Genomic DNA, 25,433 nt, shown 5'->3' with positions numbered 1-25,433 from the left:
TTTCCGTTCCTCCTCGAATCGGTAGTCGCCCGGCTCGGCTCAGACCGCGGTCGGCCGCCCGTCGGTGCCCCGCCGGCCGCGCTGGCCCATCGCCTCGGCGCGCACCTGGGCGCAGCTGCGGCTGATGAGGCGGGAGACGTGCATCTGGGAGATGCCCAACTGGTCGGCGATCCGGCTTTGCGTCATGTCCTCGAAGAAGCGCATGTAGAGAATGGCCCGTTCGCGTTCGGGCAGGCGGCGCAGGCCTTCCTTGGCGGACTCACGGTCGATCACGGTGTCGAAGGAGGAGTCCGTCGCCCCGAGCGTGTCGGCGAGGCTGTAGCCGTCGTCGTCACCGGCGAGCTCGGCGTCCAGCGACAGGGTGCTGAAGCTCTCCAGTGCCTCCAGGCCGCAGCTCACTTCCTCCTCGGTGAGCCCGGTGTGGGCGGCGAGGTCGGCGACCGACGGCTCGGGGGTACCGGGGGTCTGGGTCAGCTCACGGCGCGCGATCCGCACCTTGTTGCGCAGTTCCTGCACCCTGCGGGGCACGCGCAGCGCCCACATACGGTCCCGGAAGTGCCGCTTGACCTCGCCGGTGATGGTGGGGACGGCGTAACTCTCGAAGGCGCCCCGCTCGGGGGCGAAACGGTCGATGGCCTTGACCAGTCCGAGGGCCGCGACCTGCCTCAGGTCCTCCACCGACTCGCCGCGGTCGCGAAAGCGGCCGGCGATGCGGTGGGCCATGGGCAGCCAGGCCTTGACGAGCTGGTCGCGGATCGCGTCGCGTTCCGGTCCGTCCTCCAGACCGGCCAGCCGGGCGAAGAGGTCGGCCGTGTCTGGGGCGTCGTCGTGCCGCCGCCTGTTGGACGGTGCCTGGGTTGTCTGCGTGCCGGGACGGCTGGTCGAGGTGTCGATGAGCATGCGGATTCGCTCCCGAACTGGGGGTTTCAGGGACATACCGCGGGAAAAGTCGCCACCCGGACCGACTGAAGGTCCGGCCAGCCATACCGCTCCCGCTGGCGCGCCTCCGGTCCGAAGCACGAAACTCCGTCTGCCCCTAGGTGGTGGGTACAAACTCCGCTTCCCCGAAACTCTTTCGCTCCGCTTCGTCCGGAGTCCTCAGGGAAGCGCCACCATCGCGGTGATGCACTTGCCTCCGGCGGGCAGCTCGGACACCCGCACATCGCGGGCCAGCCGGCACACGATGGGCCAGCCCAGGCCGCCGGGCCGGCGCCGTCCCCGGGCGTCCACGGGGGGCCTGGCCACCGGCAGCTCGGCGCTGCGGTCGCTCACCGAGACGCACAGACAGGGCCCGGCGACGTCGACGCGGAAGTCGGTGACGCCGCCGCCGTGCAGCATGGCGTTGGTGGCGAGTTCCGAGGCGACGAGCAGTGCGTCCCCCAAGGCGTCGGGATCCCAGTGCGTATGGGTGACCCGGCAGCGTTCGGCAACCACCCTTTCCACGGCCCTGCGGGCGTCGGCCGGGCGACACAGGCGCGTCGGGCCGGTGCCCCGCGCGCCCGACTGCTCGATGACGGTATCGGTCGCGTGCTTCTCGCACATCGCCATGACTCCCTGTCGGAAGAACGAACTGGCTGGTGATCGACGAGGCAGGCGGCTGGGTCCTGGCCGCCCCACGGCGCCGCACGGGCACAGGCTCTTTCGGGGCCACGGCGAGGTCCCGGCCGACAGCGGCGGCGTCCCGTCGCACTGCGTGAGCACCGCAGGTCTCTCCTACCGGCTCACCGCCGCGAGCCCGGCCAAACCTCCCGTGTCGGGCCCGTGCGCACCGGTCTTCTCCCGCAGATCGCGGGTACCCGCCCGTCATGAGCGATGTCGTGGACTCAGACGAACTGCTGCGCCGCCTCCAGCGCGCCCGGGCCTGCGCACAGGAGGAGGCACAGTCCTGGCGGGAGCGCGCCGACGGCCTCGGGGCGGGCGAGCCTGACCCCGCGAGCGAGGCCGTGGTACGGACCCTGGCGTACGAGACGGTGATCAGGGTGCTGGACGAGGTCCTCACCCCAGGCGCCCGCTCCGAGCAGGGCTGATCCCCGCGGCTCGATTGACGCCCACCCCCCTGGGCACCCGGCGCGCATGTCAGCCGATCACCACCGCGCACCCGTCCTGGAAGCCCTGGCCGACTTCCATCGCCAGGGGCAGTTGGCCTTCTCCCCGCCGGGACACAAACAGGCCCGTGGCGCCGACCCCGCCGTACGCGAACTGCTGGGCGACGCCGTGTTCCTCGGCGACGTCCTGGCCTCGGGCGGGCTGGACGACCGGCTCACCCGGGGGCGGGTGCTGAGGCGGGCCGAGGAGCTGATGGCGGACGCGGTGGACGCCGAGCACACGTTCTTCACCACCTGCGGCAGCTCGCTGTCGGTCAAGGCCGCGATGCTGGCCGTCGCGGGCCCGCACGAGAAGCTGCTGATCAGCCGGGACACCCACAAGTCGGTGGTGTCGGGGCTGGTGCTGTCCGGCATCGAACCGGTGTGGGTGGAGCCCCGCTGGGACGCCGAGCGGCATCTGGCGCACGCCCCGTCCGCCGAACGCTTCGAGCAGGCCTTCCAGGAGCATCCCGACGCCAAGGGCGCCCTGGTCGTCAGTCCCACGCCGTACGGAGCCTGTGCGGACCTGAAGGCGATCGCCGAGGTCTGTCACCGCCGTTCACTGCCGCTGATCGTGGACGAGGCCTGGGGCGCCCATCTGCCCTTCCATCCCGGTCTGCCGTCGTGGGCGATGGACGCGGGCGCCGACATCTGCGTGACCAGCGTCCACAAAATGGGCAGCGGCCTCGAACAGGGCTCGGTGTTCCATCTGCGCGGCGACCTGGTGCAGCCGCAGCTGCTGAAGACGCGTGCCGACCTGCTGGGCACCACCAGCCCGTCGGTGCTGCTGTACGCCGGGATGGACGGCTGGCGGCGGCAGATGGTCCTGCGCGGCCGGGAGTTGATGGGCGGGGCGCTGGACCTGGCGGCCGAGGTGCGGGCGGCGATCGAGGAGATCGACGGCCTGCACGTCAACGACCGGGACGACTTCTGCGGTGAGGGCCTGGCCGACGACTTCGACCCGCTGCCGTGCGTCATCGATGTCGTGGGTCTCGGGATCACCGGCTTCCAGGCCGCCGACTGGCTGCGCGAGCACCGGCGGCTGGACATGCACCTCAACGACCACCGCCGTATCGGCGCCCAGATCACTCACGCCGACGACCGGGAGACGACCGGCGAGCTGCTGACCGGGCTCAAGGATCTCGTGCAGGCGGCGCCCGAACTTCCGCGCGCGCCACGGGTGGACGTGCCCTCGCCCACCGAACTGCGCATGGCGCAGGCGCAGTTGCCGCGGGACGCCTTCTTCGGTCCCGCCGAGGACGTGCCGGTCGGCCGGGCGGCGGGCCGGATCGCGGCGGAGATGATCACGCCGTATCCGCCCGGGATTCCGGCCGTTCTGCCCGGCGAACGGCTCACCGAGCCGGTGCTGCGGTATCTGCGCACGGGTCTGGAGGCGGGCATGAACCTGCCCGATCCCAGCGATCCGGAACTCAGGACGATCAGGGTCGTGGCGGCCGGAAACCAGTCCGCGGAGTGAAACCGGTCACGCAACCCGCTTTTCGCTACGCGTAGCGCCCCTGGATGGTTTACCGTTCATTCATACGTGGTGACGGAGTCGACCGTATCCGTCCTCCGGCATCACCGCGAACGGCCCTGGCTGGCCTCCCCCGTCCAGCCAGGGCTTTTTCATGCGCGCGACTTCTTCCCCGGAACTGCCGTCCGCCGAGGTGCTCAGCGGACCGGGAGCGGCTGAAATGGGCATAGGGAAACACCTCAACCCACGCCGGCGAGGAGCCCCGTGCCATGACCAAAGCGATCAAGCTGCTGACCGCCCTCCCGCCGCCCCAGCGCCAGCGCCTGATGGCACTGGCGAAGGAGGTCTCCTTCCCGGAGGACACCCGGATCTTCGAGGCGGGCGGCCGGGCCGACCGCTTCTGGGTGATCCGCTCGGGGGCGGTCACCCTCGACCAGCGGGTCAACTCGCTGCAGCGGGTCACCGTGGCCAGCCTGGGCGCGGGCGATCTGCTCGGCTGGTCGTGGCTGTTCCCGCCGCACGAGTGGGACTTCGGGGCCGAGGCCTTCAGCCCGGTGCGGGCCTATGAGTTCGACGCGGCGCAGGTGCTGCGGCTGTGCGAGGAGGATCCGTCGCTGGGCATCGTGCTGGTGCGCAGCGTCGCCGAGATCCTCGCCCACCGTCTGGAGATGACCCGGGGCAGGCTGATGGAGCAGTACGCGACACACCGGCGCGGCGGTCTGTAGTTTTACGACAGCACCCCGGTCGGCTCGTCCCCGCAGGCCGCCGACCCGCGCACCGACCGTCCGCTCGGATCGGCGGCAGGCAGGCCGGCCGGCGCCACGCTCCGGGCCGATCGCGTCGAGGAGCGGCCCTCGGCGGCCGAGGCCCGTCATGGGATCATCCAGGCGGCACAGGGTCCGGCGGGTCCTAGATCCGGTAGCGGCGCAGGGCCGGTGCCGCCGCGGTGAGGGCCAGCATCACGGCGACGACCAGCAGGCCGCCCCCCGCGACCGCGGCGCGCGGACCGAAGGCGGAGCCCGCGGCGCCATGCAGGACGTCGGCCAGGCGGGGGCCGCCCGCGACGACGACAGTGAAGACGCCCTGCATCCGGCCGCGCATCTCGTCGGTGGCGGCGGACAGCAGGATCGCCCCGCGGAAGACCATGGAGACCATGTCGGCGAGGCCGGCCACGGCCAGGAAGCCCGCCGCGATCCACAGGTTCCCGCTGAGCCCGAACCCGGCGATCGCCAGCCCCCAGGCGACGACCGCGCCGATGACCATCCAGCCGTGCCGGCGGGCCCGGGAGAAGGTCCCGGAGAACAGTCCGCCGAGCACGGCGCCGATGGGGATGGCCGCGAAGAGCAGACCGAGGGCGAGCCCCTCGCCGTAGGAGCCGTAGGTCTGCGCGGCCAGTTGCGGGAACAGGGCGCGGGGCATGCCGAAGACCATCGCGATGATGTCGGCGAGGAAGGACAGCAGCAGCACCTTGTGCCGGGAGATGTAGTGGAAGCCCTCCGCGATCTGCCGCACGCCCGCCCGGCGCACGGCGGTGCCGGCCAGGGGCGGCAGTGAGGGCAGCCGGAAGACCGCCCAGACGGTGACGCACAGGGCGAGGGCGTCGATCAGATACAGCTCGGGCAGGCCGATGACCGGTATCAGGACGCCGGCCAGCAGCGGACCCACGACCTGGCCGGTCTGCATGACGGTGGAGCCGAGCGCGTTGGCCGCGGGCAGCTGCTCCCCGGGCACCAGCCGGGCGATGGAGGCGTTGCGGGCCGGGGCGTTCAGACCCCAGAACGCCTGCTGCATCGCGAGCAGCGCCATCAGCGCCCACACCGACTCGAGTCCGCCGACGGCCTGCAGCCAGAACAGCAGGGAGGTCACCGCGATGCCGGTGTTGGTGATCAGCAGCAGCTTGCGGCGGTCCATGGTGTCGGCGACCGCGCCGCCCCACAGCGCGAACACGATCAGCGGCAGCAGTCCGGCGAGGCTCGCGGCACCGACCCAGGCCGAGGAGCCGGTGATGTCGTAGATCTGCTTGGGCACGGCGACCGCGGTGAGCTGGCTGCCGACCGCCGTGACGATCGTCGAGGACCACAGGCGCCGGTAGGCCGGGACGCGCAGCGGGCGGGTGTCCATCGCCCACCGGCGCCAGCCGCGCCCGGGAGGGGCCCCCGCCTCTTCTGCGGCGGGGGCCGGTGGCTGTGGTTCTGTGCTGCTCTCGCTCGTGTCCACGGGTGTCCTGGTTGCTCGATACATCTTTCGGGGCCGGGGCCCACTATCGCAGCAACGCCTGGGCGTTGGGGACGTGCGATCAGCCCTCGGACATCAGGCCCGAGCCACGAGCATGCCGCCGAGTGTGATCATCGTCGCGGCAACCAGCCCGTCCAGTACCCGCCAGGCGGACGGCCTGGCCAGGAAGCGGCCGAGCAGACGACCGCCGAAGCCGAGGACGGCGAACCAGCACAGGCTGGCGAGGGCCGCTCCGAGGCCGAAGGTCCACCGCAGTTCGCCGCGGTGCGCGGCGATCGAGCCGAGCAGGAACACGGTGTCCAGGTAGACGTGCGGGTTGAGCCAGGTCAGCGCCAGACAGGTCACCACCGCCCGCCGGCGCGAGTGGGTCGCCTCGCCCTCGGTGCGCAGCGAGTCCCCGGCCGGCCGCAGCACCCTGCGGGCGGCGAGGGCGCCGTAGCACAGCAGGAAGGCGCCGCCGATCCAGCCGACCGCCGTGAGCGCCCGCGGATACGCCACCACCACCGCGCTGACCCCGCCGACGCCGAGGGCGATGAGCACGGCGTCGGACAGGGCGCAGATGCCGACCACGGCGAGCACCGCGTCACGGCGGATCCCCTGGCGCAGGACGAAGGCGTTCTGGGCGCCGATGGCGACGATGAGCGAGAGGCCGGTGCCGAATCCGGCGGCCGCGGCGGTCAGGGCGTTGGTCATGACATCGACGCTACGGAGACGATCACCCCACGTACAGCTAAAGATTCTTACGTATCATTAGCCGATGTGAAGACCGAGCTGACCGAACTCCCTCTCGACCAGGTCCGTACCCTCCTCGCCGTGATCGACGAGGGCACCTTCGACGCGGCGGCCGCCGCACTGCATGTGACGCCGTCGGCGGTCAGCCAGCGGGTGAAGGCACTGGAGCAGCGCACCGGCCGGGTGCTGCTGATGCGCACGAAACCGGTACGGCCGACCGAGTCGGGCGAGGTCGTGGTGCGCTTCGCCCGCCAGCTGGCCCGGCTGGAGCGCGACGCCCGCGCCGAGCTCGGCATGAGCGGGGCCGGCGAGCCGACCCGGGTGTCGATCGCGGTGAACGCCGACTCCCTCGCCACCTGGCTCCTCCCCGCCCTCACCGCGGTACGGCACGAGCCCCGGCTCTGCTTCGAGTTGCGCCGCGAGGACGAGACCCGCACGGCCTCGCTGCTGCGCGAGGGCGCGGTGATGGCCGCGGTGACGTCGTCGTCCGAGCCCGTGACGGGCTGCTCGGTGCGCGCGCTGGGCCGGATGCGCTACGTTCCCGTGGCCAACCCGGACTTCGCCCGCGAGCATCTCGACGGCCCGCTGCGCGAGGTGCTCGCCACGGCGCCCACCGTAGCCTTCGACCGCAGCGACGACCTGCAGGACGCCTTCGTCCGCCGGCTGCGCCGGGGCGGCGGGGCCGCGAGTCCGGTACGGCACCTCGTGCCCACGTCGGAGGGTTTCGCCGAGTCCGTCGCGGCGGGCCTCGGCTGGGGACTCGTACCCGAGGTGCAGGCCGAACCCCTGCTGCGGGCCGGGCGACTGGTCCGCCTCGACCCGGACCTGGCCCTCGACGTCCCCCTCTACTGGCAGCAGTGGAAGCTCGACTCCCCCGCCGTCGCCGCGGTCGCCGACGCGGTCACGCGGGCGGCTCAGCAGGCTCTGCGCGGCTGAACGAGGCCAGTCGTGCGGCCGCGCTGTCCAGCAGCATCTCCAGCGCCGTCGGGTACGCGCTGTGGACCATGCGGGTCGCGAGCAGGGGTGCGGCCTCGGCGATGCGCGGGTGCGTGGTGCGCGGCAGGCGGGCGTAGGTCGAGCGCCACATCTCCTCGTCGGCGCGCAGGGCCGCGCTGGGCAGGGTGAGAGAGGCGGCGTCCAGGGCGGCGAAGGCCAGCGTCTGGTCGATGAAGGCGTGGTAGACGCGCACGGTGTCGGCGAGCGGGAAGCCGGCCGTGCGCAGCACGTCCAGGACGGCCTCGTCGGCGGCGAGTTCGTTCGCCCGGCCGGTGACCCGGTTCGTGGTCAGCAGCGCGGCCTGGGGATGGGCGACGTACGCGGCGTGGATGCGCAGTCCGACCGCGCGCAGGTCCGCCCGCCACTCCCCCCTCGGCCGCCAGCCGTCGAGGGCCTGGCCGATCAGCGCGTCGCCGATGGCCAGGGTCAGGTCGTCCATGCCGCGGAAGTAGCGGTACAGGGTGCTCGGGTCGGCGTCCAGCGCCAGACCGAGCCGGCGGGCGGTCAGACCCGCGCTGCCGTGCTCGCGCAGCATCCGCAGTGCCGTCTCGACGATCAGCCGCTCCGACAGCACCGTGCCGCTCTTGGTGGGCCGGCGCCTGCGCCGCCGCTCCTCGGGCACGACCGGTTTGGGCACCGCGACCTCCTTATGCCAACGCCATTGACCTTACGGGCGCGCAAGGCGTTCCATCTCCAGCGGGGCCCCATGTCACCCACCCCCGCACAGGGAGTTCTGCCATGCGTGTACTGCTCGTGGGCGCCGGCGGTGTCGGCACCGCCGTCACCCGGATCGCGGCCCGGCGTTCCTTCTTCGACGCGATGGTCGTCGCCGACTACGACCCGGCACGGGCCGCGGCGGCGGTCGCCGCCCTCGACGACGACCGCTTCACCGCCGAGCGCGTGGACGCGGGCGACGAGCCGGCGGTCGTGGACCTGCTGCGCCGGCACCGCTGCGACGTCCTCCTCAACGCCACCGACCCGCGCTTCGTGATGCCCCTCTTCCAGGCGGCCCGCACCGCCGGCGCCACCTACCTCGACATGGCCATGTCCCTCTCGCACCCGCACCCCGAGCAGCCGTACGCGCGGTGCGGGGTCAAGCTGGGCGACGACCAGTTCGCACGCGCCGAGGAGTGGGAGAAGGCGGGCGCGCTGGCGCTGGTCGGCATGGGCGTGGAGCCGGGCCTGTCGGACGTCTTCGCCCGGTACGCCGCCGACGAACTCTTCGACGAGATCGAGGAGATCGGCATCCGGGACGGCGCCAACCTCACCGTGGACGGCTACGACTTCGCCCCCTCCTTCAGCATCTGGACCACGATCGAGGAGTGCCTCAACCCGCCCGTCGTCTACGAGGCCGACCGCGGCTGGTTCACCACCGAGCCGTTCAGCGAGCCCGAGGTGTTCGACTTCCCCGAGGGCATCGGCCCCGTGGAGTGCGTGAACGTGGAGCACGAGGAGGTGCTGCTCGTGCCGCGCTGGGTCGACGCCCGCCGGGTGACCTTCAAGTACGGGCTCGGCGGCGAGTTCATCGACACCCTCAGGACGCTGCACCTGCTCGGCCTGGACAGCACCGCCCCGGTGACCGTGCCCAGCGCGTCCGGGCCGGTGGCGGTCTCACCCCGGGACGTCGTCGCCGCGTGTCTGCCCGACCCGGCCACCCTCGGCGAGCGGATGCACGGCAAGACCTGCGCGGGCACCTGGGTGCGCGGCACCAAGGACGGCGCGCCGCGCGAGGTGTACCTCTACCACGTCGTCGACAACCAGTGGTCCATGACGGAGTACGGAAGCCAGGCGGTGGTGTGGCAGACCGCCGTCAATCCGGTCGTCGCCCTCGAACTCCTCGCCACCGGCGCCTGGTCGGGCTCCGGCGTCCTCGGTCCGGAGGCCTTCCCGGCCGGTCCGTTCCTCGATCTGCTCAGCGCCTACGGCACCCCCTGGGGCATGCGAGAGCAATGAACACCGTTTCTCCGCGATTCCCCTTGTTTTACTCCCGCATCGACAGGTCACCCGAAATCGAGTAAGCCATTCGCGAGGGCACGTACGACTTCGATCGCAGGTGACTATTGATGGACTACTGGCGAGACCAGGCCGCGTGCCGCAACGAGGATCCCGAGCTCTTCTTCCCGATCGGCACCTCAGGCCCCGCGTTGTTGCAGACCGAACAGGCTAAGGCGGTGTGCGCCCGCTGCCCGGTGAGGGACGAGTGCCTGGAATGGGCACTGGACCACGGAGAGATCCTGGGCGTGTGGGGCGGTACCGGAGAGATGGAACGGCGGGCCCTGCAACGCCGCCGCCGCGCCGCGGCCCGCCGGGGTGGCGCGTAGGAGCGGTCGGTACCCGCAGGGACCGTGGACGCGCTCAAGGTCGAGACGATCTTGAGCGCGTCCCCCACGTATGTCCTGGCCCCGATGCCGCCGCGTGGCGGCCGGGTGTGGTGCCGACGACGGCGGTGAAGGCCGCGATGAAGCCACTGGGGTTGGACCATCCGCAGGCGTGGGCGACGTGGGTGACGCCGTGGCCGTCGGCGAGCAGGACGAGCGCGTGATGGACGCGCAGCTGGGTGCGCCACTCGTAGAAGCTCATGCCGAGCTCGTCGTGGAAGAGGCGGCTGAGCGTACGGGCACTGGCTCCGGTCGCACGCCCCAGTTCGGCCAGCGGGGTGGTGTCCGCGGGGTTGTCGTACAGGATCCGGGCGACGGCCCGCAGCCGGTCGTCGCGCGGCTGCGGCAGCTGCAGTGGCTGCTCGTGGGCCTCGTGGAGTTCGTCGACGAGGACGCGGCGCAGGCGGGCCTGTGCCGCGCGGTCGTACTCCCGCGTGCCCGTGAGCGCGAGCAGGAGTTCGCGGGCGAGGTCCGAGGCCAGGAACACGGCCGGACGGTCGGGGACGAGCCGGGACAGGGAGGCGGGCAGGAAGACGATCCGCATGTCCGTGTCGCCGTGCGCGCGGTGGTGGTGGGTGAACCCCGCGGGCGTCCAGGCGACGCGGTTGGCTGGAACGACCGCCGTGCCCCGCTCGGTGTGCACCGACAGGACGCCGCGAGCCGCGTAGACCAGATGGCCACGGGGATGTGCGTGCGCCGGGCTGGTACCGCCCGACGGCCACTGGTGCGCCCCTCCCGACGGCCAGAGACGTGATGTCGGGCCGGTCTCGGGAACGTGGCGGCCGATGGGCATGGCTTGGCATTCTACCGGTGGCCGGTCGGAGGACCGGGTGGCGACAGTGGACCCATGCTGAGTACGACGATGCGAGCGGCCGTGTGTGTCCGGGCAGGCGGCCCCGAGGTGCTGGAGATCCGTGAGCTGCCGGTGCCGGCGGTCCGGGAGGGCTGGAGTCTTGTGCGCGTGCTGGGCGCGGGACTGAACCGGTCCGAGCTCAGGACCCGTCAGGGGCATTCGCCGAGCGTGCGGTTTCCGCGGGTGCTGGGAATCGAGTGCGTGGGAGTCGTGGCGGCCTCGACCGATCCCGCGCTGCCGGAAGGCACGACCGTCGCCGCGGTCATGGGCGAGATGGGGCGCGACTTCGACGGCGGCTACGCCGAGTACGCGCTGCTGCCCAACTCCCTGCTGATGCCCCTCACGACCACGCTGTCCTGGGACGTCCTGGCCGCCCTGCCCGAGACGTATCTGACCGCACAGGGCTCGCTGGACGCACTGGGGATCGCGCCGGGCGACCGGGGACGGTTGCTGATCCGGGGCGGCACGTCGTCGGTCGGGATGGCGGCCGCGTCGATCGCCGCCGGCTACGGTCTCCAGACCGCGGCCACGACCCGGCGGCAGAGCAAGGTCGAGGCACTGACCGCGGCCGGCGTGGACCACGTGCTCGTCGACGAGGGCGGGCCACTGGGGCCGCAGGTGCACGCGATCTGGCCCGAGGGTCCCGACCACGTTCTCGACCTCGTCGGGACGAGCACGGCGGTGGACTCGCTGCGCCTGGTCCGGCGGGGCGGCACGGTGTGCATGACGGGCACGCTCAGCGGATGGCTGATCCCGGACTTCGAACCGGTGGCGATGATCCCGTCCGGCACCAAGCTCACCGCCTTCCACAGCGACAACTACAAGGGAGGCGCGGGCGTGGACGTCCTGCGACGGATCGTGCGCGAGGTCGAGGCCGGCGTCTACCGGCCCAACGTCGACCGCGTCTTCGCTCTCGACGACATTGTCGCCGCCCACCGGTGCATGGAGAACGACGAGGCAACCGGGAAGGTGATCGTCGTGCCCCGGTGAATCGGCGGCCCGGGCGACGCTGCCGGACCTGGCGCAGCCCTCGCGACCTGCTCAAAGCCTGGGACCCGGAGGCCTGCACGTAGGCGCGTCGGAGCCCCGGGCGCCTTACTCCCGCGGCGCCCCGCTGCCCGGCAGTCGGATCGTGAACACCGTCCCGGTGCCCGGTTCGCTCGCCGCGGTGATCGTGCCGCCGTGGGCGGTGACCAGGTGGCGGACGATGGGCAGGCCCAGCCCGCTGCCGCCGGTGCGGCGGCTGCGGGACTTCTCGGCGCGCCAGAACCGCTCGAAGACGTGCGGCAGATCCTGTGGGGCGATGCCGGTGCCGGTGTCGCCGACCGTGAAGACGACCCCGTCGTCGTCCCGGCGCGCCGCCAGGGTGACCGTGCCGTCGGGCTGGGTGTGCCGCAGGGCGTTGGAGACCAGGTTGCCCAGCGCCTGCCGCATCCGCACCGGATCAGCGTCCAGCCAGGGGGAGCCGTCGGTCTCGGTGCGCAGGGTGACTCCGGCCCCGGCCGCGGCGACGCGGTGCGCGGCCGCGACCTGGTCGAGCAGGTCCTCGGCGCGGACCGGCTCGGGATGCAGGCGCAGGGTGCCCGCGTCGGCGGCCGCGAGGTCCTGCAGATCGTCGATGACGCGCTGCAGCACCATCGCCTCCTCGTGCAGGGAGCCGAGCAGTGCCGGGTCGGGGTCGACCACGCCGTCGCGGGTGACCTCCAGCCAGCCGCGGATGTTGGTGAGCGGGCTGCGCAGTTCGTGCGCGATGTCGCTGACCATCGCCTTGCGCTGGGCCTCGATGCGTTCCCGGCGCTCGGTCAGTTCGTTGAAGGCCTCCGCCAGGATGCCGGTCTCGTCCCGGGTGGTGACCGGCACCCTGACGTGCAGGTCCGGTGGCTGCTGGGCCGCCTCGGTCAGCGCGCGCAGCGGCCTTACGAGCCGGGTGGCGACGACCGCCGTCACCGCGACCGTCACGGCGAGGACCAGGCCGACGACCCCGATGATCTTCGCCTTGTTGGCGGGGGACATGTCGAAGCGGGGCGGAGTGGTGTCGCCACCGCCGAGATACAGATCGGCCACCGGGGCGACGTACGGGTCGAGTTGGGCGCGCAGCGCGGAGTCGGCACAGGTCTGCGCTGTCTTCAGAGCCGCTCCGTTGCCCACTACGGGGTATTTGACCAAGACGTACCGGCTCAGCGGGTTCCGGCCGGTCGGGTTGAGGTAGAGGTAGAGCGGTTCGCGCAGCTTCTGGTCATTGTCCCGCAGGCAGGTGCGCGCGGTCTTGGTGAGCTCGTCCAGTGCCTTCTTCTCCGTGGGCACGGGCTCGTTCAACCCGTAGCCGCAGTCCTGGGCCAGAGTGTCCGTGCCGTCGCTGCCGTCCGAGTTCAACAGGACGGGCCGGCCGCTCGGGAGGTGCTCGATCCTGACGTCGATGCCGAACCGGGAGGAGCAGGAGCGCAGTTTCTCGGCGAGCAGGTCGAGGCGGGTGCGTTCGTTCGCCGTGATCCGGTAGGGGCCCACGGCGCGCGGATCGATGCCGCTGAGCTGCGCGCCGGGCTGGGTGTAGGTGTCGGTGTGCAACGGGTCGACGGTGGCGGCGGCGCCGAGGGGCAGCGCGGTGCCCTTGCGGGCCGAGTCGGCGATGAGGTCGCGGGCGGTGGTGGTCAGGGCGATGCGCCGCCCGGTCCGCTCGGCGAGCTCGGTGACGAGGGGCTGCACGCCCTTCCAGTCGGGGTGGGTGGCCGCGTACCCGCTGAGCCTGGCCAGGATGCGCAGGTCGTCGGCGAGGTCCTGGCCCTGTTCCTCACGCAGCGCGCGGGTGGTGGTCTCCACCGCCAGCCACGTGGTCGCGGCCACCGAGCACACCGCGATGAGCGCCGACGCGAACAGCAGTCGGACCAGGAGCCGTTTGCGCAGCGGTATGCGTCGCTTCACGGACGGCCGCCGCTGAGCTTGTAGCCCACGCCGAACACGGTCAGCAGACGCACCGGGCGGCGCGGATCGGCCTCGATCTTCTTGCGCAGGTTCATGATGTGGACGTCGACGGCGCGTTCGGTGGAGGCCCGGTCGAAGCCGCGGGTGCACTGCAGCAACTGCCTCCGGGTGAAGACCCGTTCGGGCTCCCCCGCCATGGCGAGCAGGATCTGGAACTCAGCCGGCGTGCACTCCACCGGCTCGCCGTCGCAGCGCACCTCGTACCGCTCCGGGTCGACCGACAGCCCGGCCGCGCGGACCACGGGCTCCTCCCGCACGCCGACCGCCCGGCCGCTGCGCCGCAGTACCGTGCGGATACGGGCCATCAGCTCGCGCGGGCTGTAGGGCTTGGTCATGTAGTCGTCGGCGCCCAGTTCGAGGCCGAGGAGCACGTCGTCCTCCTCGGACCGCGCGGTCAGCATGACGACCGGCACGTCCTGGTCCCCGCCGCGCAGCACCCGGCACACCCCGAAGCCGTCGATGACCGGCAGCATCAGATCGAGGACGACCAGGTCGGGAGCGAGTCTCTTCGCGGCCTCCAGCGCGGCCGCACCGTCGTGGACCACGGTGGCCGTGTGGCCCTCGGCCAGCAGGGAGCGGCGTATGAGTTCGGCCTGCATTTCGTCGTCCTCGGCGACCAGTACATGTGCGCACACGCGGCGGATCCTAAGCGGTCAGCGGGCCAGGGACGCCGCGTCGCCCATGACGACGACGGGGTGGAGGGCGGGGTCGAGCGCGCGCAGCAGATCCTTCATGTGCTCGGCGGAGATGCTGACGCAGCCGTGGGTGGGGCCTCCGTGGTCGACGTGGAACCATATGCCGCCACCGCGGCCGGAGCCGAGCGGGCGGGTCCAGTCCAGGGGCGAGGTGCCGGGCTCGCGGTTGTAGTTGATCGCGACAACGTAGTCGAAGGACCCCGCGAGGGGTTCTCCCTCGAAGCCCGTGCCGGGTGCGACGAACCCCCTGGAGCGGTGGTACGGCAGTTTGCTGCCGGGGTCCTTCAGCAGCCCGCCGGTGTCGGTGAGGCCGAACACGCCGACGGGTGAGCGCAGATCGCCGCTCATGTGGTGGCCCGACCAGCCCTTGAGGGCGTTGTGCGCGGGCCAAGTCGCGCCGGCCTGCCAGCCGGTCGCCGTCCGCTCGTACAACACCACCGTGGAGTCCGGGGAGTTCTCGCCCTTGCCGCTCACGACGACGGCCTGGCGGGTGTCGCCGGGTATCCGGGCCAGCATCTTCGGGCCGAGGCCGGGCAGTTGCAGCGGGGCGGCCTCGACGGACAGCTGGGGCGAGGGCGAGGTCAGGGGGCTGATGTCGGGCGCGCTCGGCCCGGCCGCCGCCGGGCCCGAGGGGTGGCCCGGCGACGCCACGGCCCCGCCGCCGCATCCCGTCAGGAGCAGGGAGGCGGCGAGCAGGGCGGCGCGGGGTTTATTCATGATCACGGAACGACTGTGACTCACACATGTGAGGAACTCGTCAGCTTTCAGGCGCTGTTCGGCTTCCCGGGAGTGTAGAGCCAGGAGGTGAACAGGGGGTGGAGGTTCTTGCCGGACTCCCGTTCGGCCAGCCGCACGAACTGCGCGGTCGTGCCGTGGCCGCCCCGGTGTTCACCGGCCCAGGCGCGCAGGATGCGGAAGAAGACCGGATCGCCGACGGCCTTGCGCAGTTCGTGCAGGGTCATGGCGCCGCGGGCGTAGACGGGGGTGCCGAAGATGTTCTTGCCGCTGCCGGGGTTGCCGGGCGGGAAGGCCCACAGGCCGTCGCTCGCCGGGCGGCCGTAGAGGGAGTCGAAGGCCTTCTGCGCGCTGTCGCCGCCGTGCTGCTCGCTGTAGAGCCACTCGGCGTAGGTCGCGAAGCCCTCGTTGAGCCAGATGTCCTTCCAGGAGGTGAGGGAGACGGAGTCGCCGAACCACTGGTGGGCGTTCTCGTGGACGAGGGTGCTCAGGTCGGGCGCCGAGTCGTACAGGGGCCGCGACTGGGTCTCCAGCGCGTACCCCACGTCGGCCTTGTCGACGATCGACCCGGCGTCGCGGAACGGGTAGGGCCCGAAGACCTTGCTCTCCCACTCCAGCACGGACGGCAGCTTCTTCAGCACCGGTGCGGCGGCGGAGGCCTCCCGCGGGTCGACGGCGTTGTAGACGCGGATGCCGTCCCGGGTGGTGTACTGCTCCACCTTGAACTTTCCCACGGTCGCCGTGGCGAGGTAGGCGGCCATGGGCTCGCTCTGGCGCCAGTGGAACGTGGTCCGTCCGTGCGCGGTGCGCTGGGAGAGCAGGCGGCCGTTGGAGACGGCGGTACGGCCCTGGGGGACGGTGATCGTGATGTCGTACGACGACTTGTCCTTGGGGTGGCTGTTCGCCGGGAACCAGGTCATGGCGCCCTGCGGCTCCCCGGCGACGAAGGCGCCGTCGTCGGTGGGGATCCAGCCGTCGGCCGAGCCGTCGGGGTCGGTGACGGGCTTGGGCGTGCCCTGGTAGGTGACGGTGACGCGGAACTGCTCGCCCTGGTGCAGGGCCCGGCGCGGGGTGACGACGAGTTCCTGTCCGTCGCGGCGGAAGCCGGCCCTGGTGTGGCCGACGCTGACGCCGGTGACCTTCAGGCCCTTGAGGTCGAGGTCGAAGCGGGTCAGGTGCTGGGTGGCGCGGGCGGTGAGGACGGCGGTGGCGTCGAGGTGGCGGGTGGAGGTGTCGTAACGGAGCGTCAGGCCGTAGTGCTCGACGTGGTAGCCGCCGTTGCCGGCGAGCGGGAAGTAGGGGTCGCCGGCGCCGGGCGCTCCGCCGGTGGCGGCGACGGCGGTTCCGCTGCCGGCGAGCAGGGCCGCGAGCGCGACGGGGATCGTCAGGGGCACGGCGGTGCGCGCGACGGTCTGTCGGCGGGACGGTCTCACATGAGCTCCTTGAGGGGGGTGGCCGATGATCAATCGCCCAGGCTAGGGGGCCGGGCCACCGGTACACCTCCTCCTTTTGGCCAAGTCACGCAGCGTCACCCGAGAGCCGCGTCTTACGCTCGAATCCCCCACACGGAAAGAGGCCCGAAGTGAGCGTTCGCGTACGTCGTGTCTACGAACCGCCCGAGCCGGACGACGGCGTCCGGGTCCTGGTCGACCGGCTGTGGCCGCGCGGCCTGTCCAAGGACGCGGCGCACGTGGACGAGTGGCCCAAGGGCCTCACACCCTCGACCGAGCTGCGGCGCTGGTATCACGCGGGCGAGGGCTCGTACGAGGAGTTCAGCGACCGTTACGAGGCGGAGCTGGACGCTCCGGAGGCCGCCGAACTCCTCGATCACCTGAGGCAGTTGGTGCGCAAGGGACCTGTCACCCTGCTGACCTCGTCGAAGGACCCCGAGCACAGCCACGCCTCGGTGCTGGTGCGGCTCCTCGGCGCCTGACTCAGGCGGTCTGCTTCGCCGCCGCCCGCCCGGCGGCCCGCCCGGAGAAGAGGCAGCCGCCGAGGAAGGTGCCCTCCAGGGCGTTGTAGCCGTGGACGCCGCCGCCGCCGAAGCCGGCGACCTCACCGGCCGCGTACAGGCCCTCGATCGGGGTGCCGTCCATGCCGAGGGCGCGCGAGTCGAGGTCGGTCTGGATGCCGCCGAGGGTCTTGCGGGTGAGGATGTTGAGCTTGACGCCGATCAGGGGACCTGCGGCCGGGTCCAGGATGCGGTGCGGGGTGGCGACGCGGCCGAGACGGTCGCCGATGTAGCGGCGGGCGTTGCGGATGCCCTGGATCTGGGCGTCCTTGGAGTAGGGGTTGGCGATCTGCAGGTCTCGGGCCTCGATCTGGCGGCGCAGGTCGGCCGCGTCGAGCAGCGGCTTGTCCGTCAACCCGTTCATCTTCGTCACCAGTTGCTCCAGCGTGGGGGCGGTCACGAAGTCGGCGCCCTTGCGCAGGAAGGCGTCCACGGGGCCCGGGGCGCCCTTGCCGAGACGATTCTTCAGGACCGCGGCCTTGTCCTTGGCGGTGATGTCGGGGTTCTGCTCGGAGCCCGACAGGGCGAACTCCTTCTCGATGATCTTCCGGGTGAGGATGAACCAGGAGTGGTCGTGGCCCGCGATGTCCTCGGTGGTGCGCAGGTGCTTGAGCGTGTTGAGGGTGTCGTAGCCCGGCAGGCAGGGGTCGGGCAGACGGCGGCCGAGGGCGTCGAACCACATCGAGGACGGGCCGGGCAGGATGCGGATGCCGTGGCCGGGCCAGATCGGGTCCCAGTTGCGCAGGCCCTCGGTGTAGTGCCACATGCGGTCGCGGTTGACCAGGCGTACACCCGCCTCGGCGCTGATGTCGAGCATGCGGCCGTCGACGTAGGCGGGCACGCCGGTGACCATCTCGGCGGGAGGGGTGCCCAGGCGCGCGGGCCAGTAGCGGCGGACGATCTCGTGGTTGGCGCCGATACCGCCGGTGGTGACCACCACGGCCCGGGCGGTGAGCTCGAAGTCGCCGACGCGCTCGCGGTTGGAGGCGACACCGCGGGCGGCGTCGTCCGGGGCGAGGACCGTGCCGCGCACCCCGCGCGCGGCGCCGTCCTCGATGACCAGTTCGTCGACCTGGTGGCGGTGGTGGAAGGTCAGCAGTCCGTCGCGGGCGGCCTGCTTGGCGTAGGTGACGAAGGGTTCGACGACTCCGGTGCCGGTGCCCCAGGTGACGTGGAAGCGGGGCACGGAGTTGCCGTGTCCGTCGGCGCGCAGGTCGCCGCGCTCGGCCCAGCCGACCGTCGGCAGGAACTTGATGCCGTGCCCCTCCAGCCAGGTCCGCTTCTCCCCCGCCGCCCACTCGACGTAGGCGCGGGCCCAGCGCACCGCCCAGGAGTCCTCGTCGTCCTGGCGGTCGAACCGTGCGCTGCCCTGCCAGTCGTTCCAGGCCAGCTCCAGGGAGTCCTTGACGCCGAGGCGGCGCTGCTCCGGGGTGTCGACGAGGAAGAGCCCGCCGAAGGACCAGAAGGCCTGACCGCCGAGGTTGGCGGCGTTCTCCTGGTCCACCAGGGCGACCCTGCGGCCCCGGCTGGTGAGTTCGTGCGCGGCGACCAGGCCCGCGAGGCCCGCTCCGACGACGATGACGTCCGCGTCCATGGCGTCCGTTCCCTTTCTCAGTGGGCTCGTTGGGGGTTGCTGCCGTCGGTCAGCAGCGCGGTGAGCAGTTGCTTCAGCCAGATCCGGGCGCCCTCGACGTCCTTGTCCAGCAGCAGTTGGGTGGTGACGCCGTCGTAGGCGGCGACCACGGCGTGCGCGGCGCCGTCGACGTCCCCGAGCACGGCGGGCAGTTCGGTCAGGCCACGCGCCCGCAGGAGCCGGTCGGCGATCGCGCCGCGCAGTCGCGCCCGGTGCTCCAGCAGGCTCTGGGCCACCTCGGGATCGCGGGCGGCGTGCACCAGGAAGTCCGTCTTCACCAGCAGCCAGTCCAGGTCGAGCAGCAGCACCTCGGTGACGCGGTCCACGGCGGCCGGCACGTCGAGGTCGGGGCCGTCCAGGGCCAGGGCGCCGGCGACCTGTTCGGCGATGAGGTCGGCGCGCTGCCGGTAGAGGGCGAAGAACAGCTCGTCCAGGCTGTCGAAGTTGGAGTAGAAGGCCCCCCGGCTGTAGCCGGCCGCCTCACAGACCTCCTCGATGGAGACCCTTCCGAAGCCCTTGGCGGCGAACACGGCGAACGCGGCGTCCAGCAGGTTCGCCCGCGTCCGCACCCGGCGCCTGGTCACGCGTGGTGTCGTCTGCTCCGTGGCCATGCCGCTCCTCCCCGTTCGATACAAGAATGTATCCGATACACCGATGTATCGAAAGGCGCCCGTACAGCGGGGATCACAACCGGTCCTGCGATCGGCCGACAATCTGTTGGAACATATTTTCGAATCAGTAGTACGCTGGTGCCATGGCCACGCACCTCCAGGGCTCGCTCTTCGACCAGACCGACCAGCTCCGTCTCGCCCCCCTAGAAGGGATCCGCCGGACGCGGCTCGGCCTGGGCGCCTGGATCGACGTGCTGCCCGGATGGCTGGCCGGCGCCGACGAGCTGTTCGAACAGCTGGCCAGGGAGGTGCCGTGGCGAGCGGAGCGCCGCAAGATGTACGACCACGTGGTGGACGTACCGCGGTTGCTGGCCTTCTACGGCGCGGACGACGCGCTGCCCCACCCGGTGCTGGACGAGGCGCGTGACGCGCTCAGCGCGCACTACGGCGACGAACTGGGTGAGCCGTTCACCACCGCCGGACTGTGCTACTACCGCGACGGCCGGGACAGCGTGGCCTGGCACGGCGACCGGATAGGGCGCGGCGCCCGGGAGGACACGATGGTCGCCATCCTCTCGGTGGGCGAGCCGCGGGACCTGCTGCTGCGTCCGATGCACGGCGGCGAGTCGGTGCGCCGGCCGCTCGGGCACGGCGACCTCATCGTGATGGGTGGCTCCTGCCAGCGCACCTGGGAACACTGCGTACCGAAGACCACACGGGCCACGGGACCCCGGATCAGCATCCAGTTCCGTCCGCACGGCGTGGGCTGAGGCGGAGAGGCGGCCGCTTCCGGCGCACGCGGGGGCGGCCTCCGGCGGACGGTGCCGGAGGCCGCCTTTCCCCTTCGTACCGTACTTTGGCCCGGACCCGACGGTTCCGGTCGGGCCGGGGTCTGCTTTGCTGAGGCGTCGGGCACGGACTTCGGACACGGGGCGGTCATGCGGGCGGACGTACGGCAGGTCACCGACGGCATTCACCTGGTGCACGGCAGCGACACCAACTGGGTGATCCTCAGCGAGGGCGACGAGGTCACCCTCGTCGACACCGGCTACCTCGGGGACCGGGAGCAGCTCCTCGCCTCGCTCACCGCGGTGGGCAGCGCCCCGGAGGCCGTCGCGGCCGTACTGATCACCCACGCCCACAACGACCACCTGGGCTCCGCGGAGTTCCTGCGCGACGCCTACGACACGCCGGTCTATCTGCACGAGGCCGAAGTGCCGCACGCCCGCCGGGAGTTCCTGCACCAGGTCACCGTCGGACAGATCGCACGCAACGGCTGGCGCCCCGGCGTACTGCCCTGGGCGCTGCACGCCCTGCGCTCCGGCGGCACCGCCGACGTGCCGGTCTCCGCTCCGGAGCCGTTTCCCACGACGGGCCCGCTGGACCTGCCGGGCCGGCCCGTGCCGGTGCACACCCCCGGGCACACCGACGGACACACGGCCTTCCATCTCCCGCATCTCGGCGTGGTCGTCTCCGGGGACGCCCTGGCCACCGGCCACCCCACGTCCCGCGTCCAGGGCCCCCAGCTGCTGCCCGACATGTTCCAGCACGAGCGGGCGCGAGCCGTCGCCTCGCTGGACGTCCTCGCCGCCCTCGACGGCGATCTGCTGCTGCCCGGACACGGCCCGGCACTGCGCGGTCCAGTCCGTGAAGCGGCACTTCAGGCCAAGGAGCGCGCCCTTTAAGGTGAGGTCACGATCACCCGCGAGGCAAGGACACGCACCTCATGGCACTGCAGATCAGCGCGACGAACCCGGAGCACCCCGCGCTCCTGCTGGAACTGCCGTGGCAGCTGCCCCTGGAGGAGTGGCCGGAGGAGTACCTGGTCCCCCTGCCGCGCGGCATCTCCCGGCACGTGGTGCGCTACGCACGCGCCGGCGACGAAGTGATCGCCGTCAAGGAACTCGCCGAACGCCCCGCCCTGCGCGAGTACGAGCTGCTGCGCGACCTGGACCGGCTCGGCATCCCCGCGGTCGACGCGCTGGCCGTGGTCACCGGCCGCACCGACGGCGCGGGCGACCCACTGGAGCCCGTGCTCATCACCCGGCATCTGCGCGGCTCGCAGCCCTACCGCTCGATGTTCGAGACGACGATGCGGCCGGCCACCATGCACCGCCTCATGGACGCCCTGGCCGTGCTGCTGGTCCGCCTCCACCTGGCCGGTTTCGCCTGGGGCGACTGCTCCCTGTCCAACACCCTCTTCCGGCGGGACGCCGGCGCCTACGCCGCCTACCTCGTCGACGCCGAGACCGGCGACCTGCACCCCCAGCTCAGCACCGGGCAGCGGGAGTACGACCTCGACCTCGCCCGCGTGAACATCAGCGGCGAACTGCTGGACCTGGAGGCGTCCGGGGCGCTGCACCCGTCGGTGGACCCGATCGAGTTCGGCATGGAGATCTGCGCCCGCTACCGCGGCCTGTGGGACGAGCTGACCCGCAGCTCCGTCTACCCGGCGGGCAAGTACCACTTCATCGAGCGCCGGATCCGCCGCCTCAACGACCTCGGTTTCGACGTTGCCGAGATGCAGATCGAGCACTCCTCCAACGGCGACACCGTCACCTTCGTGCCCAAGGTCGTCGACGCCGGCCACCACCAGCGCCAACTGCTGCGCCTGACGGGCCTGGACACGGAGGAGAACCAGGCCCGGCGGCTGCTGAACGACCTGGAGAGCTGGATGGCCACCCAGGACGACTACGCCCCGGGCGACCCGCTCGCCGCGCGCCCGGAGGTGCTGGCCCACCGCTGGGTGCGCGACGTCTTCCGGCCCACGGTCCGGGCCGTGCCGCCCGAGCTGCGCGGCACGATGGACGCGGCCGAGATCTACCACCAGCTGCTCGAACACCGCTGGTACCTGTCCGAGCGGGCGCAGCAGGACATCGGGCTGGACACGGCGGTCCAGGACTACATCGAGAACATCCTGCCCAAGGCCCGGGAGACACTGCAGCCCGCCACCGCCGAGTGACTCAGGCATGCGGGACCACGGCCACCGGGCAGCCCGCGTGGTGCAGCACCCCGTGCGCAACGGAGCCGATGCGCGCCCCGACGGCCGTACGGTGCGCACGGCGCCCGACGACCATCAGCTGGGCCCGCGCGGCCACCGACAGCAGCACCTGCGCGGCACTGCCCATCTCGACGTGCTCGGCCACGGGCACGTCCGGGAAGCGCTCCCGCCACGGCGCGACCGCCGCCGCCAGCGCCTTCTTCTCGAACGGCTCCAGTCCGCCCGCCTCGTCAAGAAGGTGCATCGAGCCGGGGCTGTAGGCGAACACCGGGGGCAGCGTCCAGGCCCGTACCACCCGCACACCGGCCCCGCGAGCGGCCGCCGTCTCGAAGGCGAACCGCAGCGCCTCGGCGCTGTCCTCCGCCTCGCCCTGCTGGCCGACGACGATCTCGCGGCCCGCCGCCTCGGCGGTGGGCCGGTCGTCGGCCCGCACCAGCACCACCGGCCGGGCGGTCTCGGCGATGACCTGCTGTCCCACGGATCCGAGCAGGAAGCCGACGACCGGCCCGTAGCCGCGTGAGCCCAGCACCAGCATCTCGGCGTCCGCCGCCGCGGCGACGAGCGTGTCGACCGTCTCCCCCTCCAGCACCTCGGTGCTGACCTCGAGGCCGGCGTGGCGGGCGGTGACGGCCTTGGCCGCCTCGTCCACCGCGTCCCGCACCCACCCCGCCTGCGTCTGCCGGTCCGCCGCGTCGATCGCGTCGTACGGCTGGAACCGCCAGGCCCGCACCACCCGCAGCGCCAGCCCCCGGCGGACCGCCTCCCTGGCCGCCCAGTCCAGCGCGGCCAGGCTCTCCTCGGTTCCGTCGACCCCTGCGGTGATCGGGCGCGTCATGGGGATGCCTCCCAGTGTCGTGGTCACGTCGTCGGCGACAGTCTTCTCTACTCTTGCCCCATGACCTTGGAGTGGGAGCAAGTGATCGTGGACGCCGCCGATCCCGTCGCCCTCGGACGGTGGTGGACCGAGGCGCTCGGGTGGGTCGTGGTCAACGACGCGGCCGACGAGTTCGAGATCCGCCCCGAGAAGGACCGTCTGCCGGGGCTGCTGTTCGTACCGGTGCCGGAGGCCAAGACGGTCAAGAACCGGCTGCATCTGGACTTCCGCCCCGACGACCGCGACGCCGAGGTGACCCGGCTGATGGCACTCGGCGCACGGCACGCGGACGTCGGACAGGCCGGCGACGAGTCGTGGGTGGTTCTGGTGGACCCGGAGGGCAACGAGTTCTGCGTGCTCGGTTCACGGCGGAGCTGAACCGGCGGGTTCGCGGTCAGTCGCCTTCGGTGAAGTAGGTCCCCGCCGCGAACTCCTCGAGCAGTCCCGGCCCGGCCGGCTCCCAGCCGAGGACGCCGCGGGTCGTGCGCGTGGACGCCGGGAGGTCACGGGCGATCACCGTGGCCAGGAACGGACCGAAGTGGGACCGCACCTCGTTGAGCGGCACGCTCTTGACGGGCAGTCCGAGGCCGTCACCGATGCCCTGCGCGATCTCCCGCAGCGGTATCCCCTCACCCTCCGCAGCGTGCCACCGGGTCCCGGCCGGCGCCTTCTCCAGCACCAGCCGGAAGAGACGGGCCACGTCCAGCGTGTGCACGGCCGGCCACCGGTTCGCCCCGTCCCCGGGGTGACCGGCGAAGCCCTTCTGCCGGGCGATGGCGACCAGCATGGTGGTCAGGCCGTGGCGGTCACGGCTGCTGTGCGTGATGGGCGGGATCCGTACGACCGCGGAGCGCACGCCCCGCTAGGCGAAGCCGACGACGGCGTTCTCGGAGTCGGCCCGGGCACGCGGTGTGCCCGCTTCCTCCGGTGTGCTGGGCGGCGCGGCGTCCTCCTCCGTGAACGGTCGGCCAAGGCCCTCCGGCACCCCCATGCCCGACGCTGTGACCAGCGGTTTGCCGGTACCGGTCAGCGCGTCGCCGAGGGCGTGGACGACGGCGAGTTCCGTGCGGACGGCGGCGGCGAAGTCGGTCGACATGAGGTCGTGCTTGAAGGCGGCATGGATGACGCCCTCGGACTCCGCGGCGGCCTCCCGCAGACCGTCGAGGTCGTCGAGATCACCGCGGCGCACGGTCGCGCCGAGGGCGGCGACGGCCGCCGCGGAGGTGTCCGACCGGGCGAGGCCGACGACCTCGTGCCCGGCCGCGAGGAGGTCGGCGACGACGGCCGAACCGATGTGTCCGGACGCGCCGGTGACGAAAACACGCATGGGGGCTCCTGGAAGGGAATGCGAGAAAGTCCGGCTCCCGTGACGGGACCCGGTCTCATCACCGTAGCAAGGTGATGCGACTTGGTGCCATCACCACGGGCAAAGGCATGGGACTTGGTCCTGTCGCCTAGGATGGGCCCCATGGCCCGATGGGAACCGAACGCACGCGAACGCCTGGAGCGCGCCGCACTCGCCCTGTTCGTCGAGCGCGGTTACGACGCCACCACCGTCGCCGAGATCGCGGACCGCGCGGGACTGACCAAGAGCACCTTCTTCCGGCACTTCGCCGACAAGCGCGAGGTCGTGTTCGGCGGCCGGGACCAGCTGGCGGACCGTTTCGCCGAGGTGATCCGCGGCGCGTCGCCGGAGACCACCGTCGCCGGATGCCTGACCGCGGCGCTGGAGTCCGTCGCCCGGGTGTTCACGCCGGAACGCCAGGATCTGGCCCGGCAGCGGCGGGCTGTGACCACGGCCCACTCCGAGCTCCGGGAACGCGAACTGCTCAAGCTCGCCCGGCTCTCCGAGGCCATCGGCGCCGCGCTGCGCGACCGGGGCGTCGACGACACGACCTCACGCCTGGCCGCCGAGATGGGCGTCCTCGCCTTCACCACGGCCTTCGCGCGCTGGACGGAGCCCGGCAACGAACGGCCGTACACCGAGATCGCGCACACCGCCCTGCGCGACCTGCGGGACCGCGCCGCCGCCCTCGGTACCGAGGCTGAAGTGAGCGCCTGACTCCGGGAGCTGCGGGCGATCTTCACACCGGCTTCTTCATCCCGAAGCGAACCAGGGCGATCGAACATACGATGGGCGGG

Annotated in this window: 26 protein-coding genes and 1 pseudogene; 13 read left to right on the top strand and 14 right to left on the bottom strand. The window is 71.9% G+C overall.

What is annotated here, in order from left to right; translation table 11 throughout:
- Positions 1–39: 39 nt before the first annotated feature.
- Together ABZ453_RS21990 and ABZ453_RS21985 are read right to left on the bottom strand one after the other, a co-directional pair.
- Positions 40–900: a SigB/SigF/SigG family RNA polymerase sigma factor gene (locus ABZ453_RS21990; RefSeq protein WP_359016776.1), complete on the bottom strand. Its 861-nt coding sequence runs from the start codon at positions 898–900 to the stop codon at positions 40–42.
- 198 nt (positions 901–1,098) lie between these two features.
- The gene (locus tag ABZ453_RS21985) at positions 1,099–1,542 is read right to left on the bottom strand and encodes an ATP-binding protein (protein ID WP_359016775.1); all 444 of its coding nucleotides are present in this window, start codon (positions 1,540–1,542) and stop codon (positions 1,099–1,101) included.
- A 263-nt stretch (positions 1,543–1,805) separates the two neighbouring features.
- On the opposite strand from ABZ453_RS21985, the gene ABZ453_RS21980 reads away from it, so the two are divergent.
- The 3 genes from ABZ453_RS21980 (at position 1,806) to ABZ453_RS21970 (ending at position 4,283) form a co-directional block, all read left to right on the top strand.
- Entirely contained in the window at positions 1,806–2,027 is a 222-nt protein-coding gene (locus ABZ453_RS21980) for a hypothetical protein (RefSeq protein WP_359016773.1), read from the top strand.
- A gap of 46 nt (positions 2,028–2,073) precedes the next feature.
- Entirely contained in the window at positions 2,074–3,561 is a 1,488-nt protein-coding gene (locus tag ABZ453_RS21975) for an aminotransferase class I/II-fold pyridoxal phosphate-dependent enzyme (protein WP_359016770.1), read from the top strand.
- Positions 3,562–3,827: 266 nt separating this feature from the next.
- Positions 3,828–4,283 carry a cyclic nucleotide-binding domain-containing protein gene (locus ABZ453_RS21970; RefSeq protein WP_356763811.1) on the top strand — a complete coding sequence of 152 codons (456 nt, stop codon included), beginning with the start codon at positions 3,828–3,830 and terminating at the stop codon, positions 4,281–4,283.
- Between the two features lie 184 nt (positions 4,284–4,467).
- Here ABZ453_RS21970 and ABZ453_RS21965 read toward each other — a convergent pair whose 3' ends face one another.
- Together ABZ453_RS21965 and ABZ453_RS21960 are read right to left on the bottom strand one after the other, a co-directional pair.
- On the bottom strand, positions 4,468–5,775 hold the full coding sequence (locus tag ABZ453_RS21965; RefSeq protein ID WP_359016768.1) for an MFS transporter: 1,308 nt from the start codon (positions 5,773–5,775) through the stop codon (positions 4,468–4,470).
- 93 nt (positions 5,776–5,868) lie between these two features.
- Positions 5,869–6,486: a LysE/ArgO family amino acid transporter gene (locus ABZ453_RS21960; protein WP_359016766.1), complete on the bottom strand. Its 618-nt coding sequence runs from the start codon at positions 6,484–6,486 to the stop codon at positions 5,869–5,871.
- A gap of 66 nt (positions 6,487–6,552) precedes the next feature.
- Between ABZ453_RS21960 and ABZ453_RS21955 the strand changes: the two genes are divergently transcribed.
- Positions 6,553–7,461 (top strand): LysR family transcriptional regulator ArgP, encoded by a 909-nt coding sequence (locus ABZ453_RS21955; RefSeq protein ID WP_359016764.1) that lies wholly within the window; start codon positions 6,553–6,555, stop codon positions 7,459–7,461.
- On the opposite strand, the gene ABZ453_RS21950 is transcribed toward ABZ453_RS21955, so the two are convergent.
- Complete coding sequence (locus ABZ453_RS21950) at positions 7,427–8,158, bottom strand: TetR/AcrR family transcriptional regulator (RefSeq protein WP_359016762.1); 732 nt, start codon at positions 8,156–8,158, stop codon at positions 7,427–7,429. The genes ABZ453_RS21955 and ABZ453_RS21950 overlap by 35 nt on opposite strands.
- Before the next feature lie 101 nt (positions 8,159–8,259).
- Here ABZ453_RS21950 and ABZ453_RS21945 point away from each other — a divergent pair, with 101 nt between their 5' ends.
- Entirely contained in the window at positions 8,260–9,474 is a 1,215-nt protein-coding gene (locus tag ABZ453_RS21945; protein ID WP_359016760.1) for a saccharopine dehydrogenase C-terminal domain-containing protein, read from the top strand.
- Between the two features lie 110 nt (positions 9,475–9,584).
- Complete coding sequence (locus ABZ453_RS21940) at positions 9,585–9,842, top strand: WhiB family transcriptional regulator (RefSeq protein ID WP_133048717.1); 258 nt, start codon at positions 9,585–9,587, stop codon at positions 9,840–9,842.
- A 34-nt stretch (positions 9,843–9,876) separates the two neighbouring features.
- On the opposite strand, the gene ABZ453_RS21935 is transcribed toward ABZ453_RS21940, so the two are convergent.
- Positions 9,877–10,692, bottom strand: coding sequence for a helix-turn-helix transcriptional regulator (locus ABZ453_RS21935; RefSeq protein ID WP_359016758.1), 816 nt, complete (start codon positions 10,690–10,692; stop codon positions 9,877–9,879).
- A 54-nt stretch (positions 10,693–10,746) separates the two neighbouring features.
- Here ABZ453_RS21935 and ABZ453_RS21930 point away from each other — a divergent pair, with 54 nt between their 5' ends.
- Positions 10,747–11,742: a zinc-binding dehydrogenase gene (locus ABZ453_RS21930; protein ID WP_359016756.1), complete on the top strand. Its 996-nt coding sequence runs from the start codon at positions 10,747–10,749 to the stop codon at positions 11,740–11,742.
- 105 nt (positions 11,743–11,847) lie between these two features.
- On the opposite strand, the gene ABZ453_RS21925 is transcribed toward ABZ453_RS21930, so the two are convergent.
- From ABZ453_RS21925 to ABZ453_RS21910, 4 genes are read right to left on the bottom strand one after another with little or no spacing between them, the layout of a single operon-like run.
- A complete protein-coding gene (locus tag ABZ453_RS21925; RefSeq protein ID WP_359016754.1) occupies positions 11,848–13,671 on the bottom strand; it encodes a HAMP domain-containing sensor histidine kinase in 1,824 nt (607 codons plus the stop codon).
- Positions 13,668–14,366 (bottom strand): response regulator transcription factor, encoded by a 699-nt coding sequence (locus ABZ453_RS21920; RefSeq protein ID WP_359016752.1) that lies wholly within the window; start codon positions 14,364–14,366, stop codon positions 13,668–13,670. Before ABZ453_RS21920 ends, ABZ453_RS21925 begins: the two co-directional genes overlap by 4 nt.
- A gap of 18 nt (positions 14,367–14,384) precedes the next feature.
- Positions 14,385–15,143 (bottom strand): L,D-transpeptidase family protein, encoded by a 759-nt coding sequence (locus tag ABZ453_RS21915; RefSeq protein WP_359016828.1) that lies wholly within the window; start codon positions 15,141–15,143, stop codon positions 14,385–14,387.
- Positions 15,144–15,190: 47 nt separating this feature from the next.
- On the bottom strand, positions 15,191–16,594 hold the full coding sequence (locus ABZ453_RS21910) for a M1 family metallopeptidase (protein ID WP_359016750.1): 1,404 nt from the start codon (positions 16,592–16,594) through the stop codon (positions 15,191–15,193).
- Positions 16,595–16,743: 149 nt separating this feature from the next.
- Between ABZ453_RS21910 and ABZ453_RS21905 the strand changes: the two genes are divergently transcribed.
- Entirely contained in the window at positions 16,744–17,094 is a 351-nt protein-coding gene (locus ABZ453_RS21905; protein ID WP_359016748.1) for a DUF488 family protein, read from the top strand.
- Between the two features lies 1 nt (position 17,095).
- Here the strand turns inward: ABZ453_RS21905 and ABZ453_RS21900 are convergent, their stop codons facing one another.
- Together ABZ453_RS21900 and ABZ453_RS21895 are read right to left on the bottom strand one after the other, a co-directional pair.
- Positions 17,096–18,766: an FAD-binding dehydrogenase gene (locus tag ABZ453_RS21900; RefSeq protein WP_359016746.1), complete on the bottom strand. Its 1,671-nt coding sequence runs from the start codon at positions 18,764–18,766 to the stop codon at positions 17,096–17,098.
- Positions 18,767–18,783: 17 nt separating this feature from the next.
- Positions 18,784–19,416, bottom strand: a complete 633-nt coding sequence (locus ABZ453_RS21895; RefSeq protein ID WP_359016744.1) for a TetR/AcrR family transcriptional regulator — start codon at positions 19,414–19,416, stop codon at positions 18,784–18,786.
- A gap of 143 nt (positions 19,417–19,559) precedes the next feature.
- Between ABZ453_RS21895 and ABZ453_RS21890 the strand changes: the two genes are divergently transcribed.
- From ABZ453_RS21890 to ABZ453_RS21880, 3 genes are all read left to right on the top strand, one after another.
- Positions 19,560–20,186, top strand: coding sequence for an alpha-ketoglutarate-dependent dioxygenase AlkB (locus ABZ453_RS21890; protein ID WP_359016742.1), 627 nt, complete (start codon positions 19,560–19,562; stop codon positions 20,184–20,186).
- Between the two features lie 168 nt (positions 20,187–20,354).
- Positions 20,355–21,101, top strand: a complete 747-nt coding sequence (locus ABZ453_RS21885; protein WP_358602166.1) for an MBL fold metallo-hydrolase — start codon at positions 20,355–20,357, stop codon at positions 21,099–21,101.
- 41 nt (positions 21,102–21,142) lie between these two features.
- Positions 21,143–22,378 carry a DUF4032 domain-containing protein gene (locus ABZ453_RS21880; RefSeq protein WP_359016739.1) on the top strand — a complete coding sequence of 412 codons (1,236 nt, stop codon included), beginning with the start codon at positions 21,143–21,145 and terminating at the stop codon, positions 22,376–22,378.
- A gap of 1 nt (position 22,379) precedes the next feature.
- Here ABZ453_RS21880 and ABZ453_RS21875 read toward each other — a convergent pair whose 3' ends face one another.
- Entirely contained in the window at positions 22,380–23,252 is an 873-nt protein-coding gene (locus ABZ453_RS21875; RefSeq protein WP_359016737.1) for a universal stress protein, read from the bottom strand.
- Between the two features lie 60 nt (positions 23,253–23,312).
- Between ABZ453_RS21875 and ABZ453_RS21870 the strand changes: the two genes are divergently transcribed.
- On the top strand, positions 23,313–23,669 hold the full coding sequence (locus tag ABZ453_RS21870; RefSeq protein ID WP_359016735.1) for a VOC family protein: 357 nt from the start codon (positions 23,313–23,315) through the stop codon (positions 23,667–23,669).
- Between the two features lie 16 nt (positions 23,670–23,685).
- On the opposite strand, the pseudogene ABZ453_RS21865 reads toward ABZ453_RS21870, so the two are convergent.
- Positions 23,686–24,618, bottom strand: a pseudogene (locus ABZ453_RS21865) (SDR family oxidoreductase).
- A 141-nt stretch (positions 24,619–24,759) separates the two neighbouring features.
- Here ABZ453_RS21865 and ABZ453_RS21860 point away from each other — a divergent pair.
- Entirely contained in the window at positions 24,760–25,353 is a 594-nt protein-coding gene (locus ABZ453_RS21860) for a helix-turn-helix domain-containing protein (RefSeq protein WP_359016733.1), read from the top strand.
- Positions 25,354–25,433: the final 80 nt, after the last annotated feature.

It is taken from the genome of Streptomyces sp. NPDC005799, from assembly GCF_040630525.1.
Lineage (GTDB): Bacteria > Actinomycetota > Actinomycetes > Streptomycetales > Streptomycetaceae > Streptomyces > Streptomyces griseorubiginosus_B.
The sequence above is the reverse complement of the archived record's forward strand: the minus strand, read 5'-3'. Positions and strand labels throughout refer to the sequence as shown.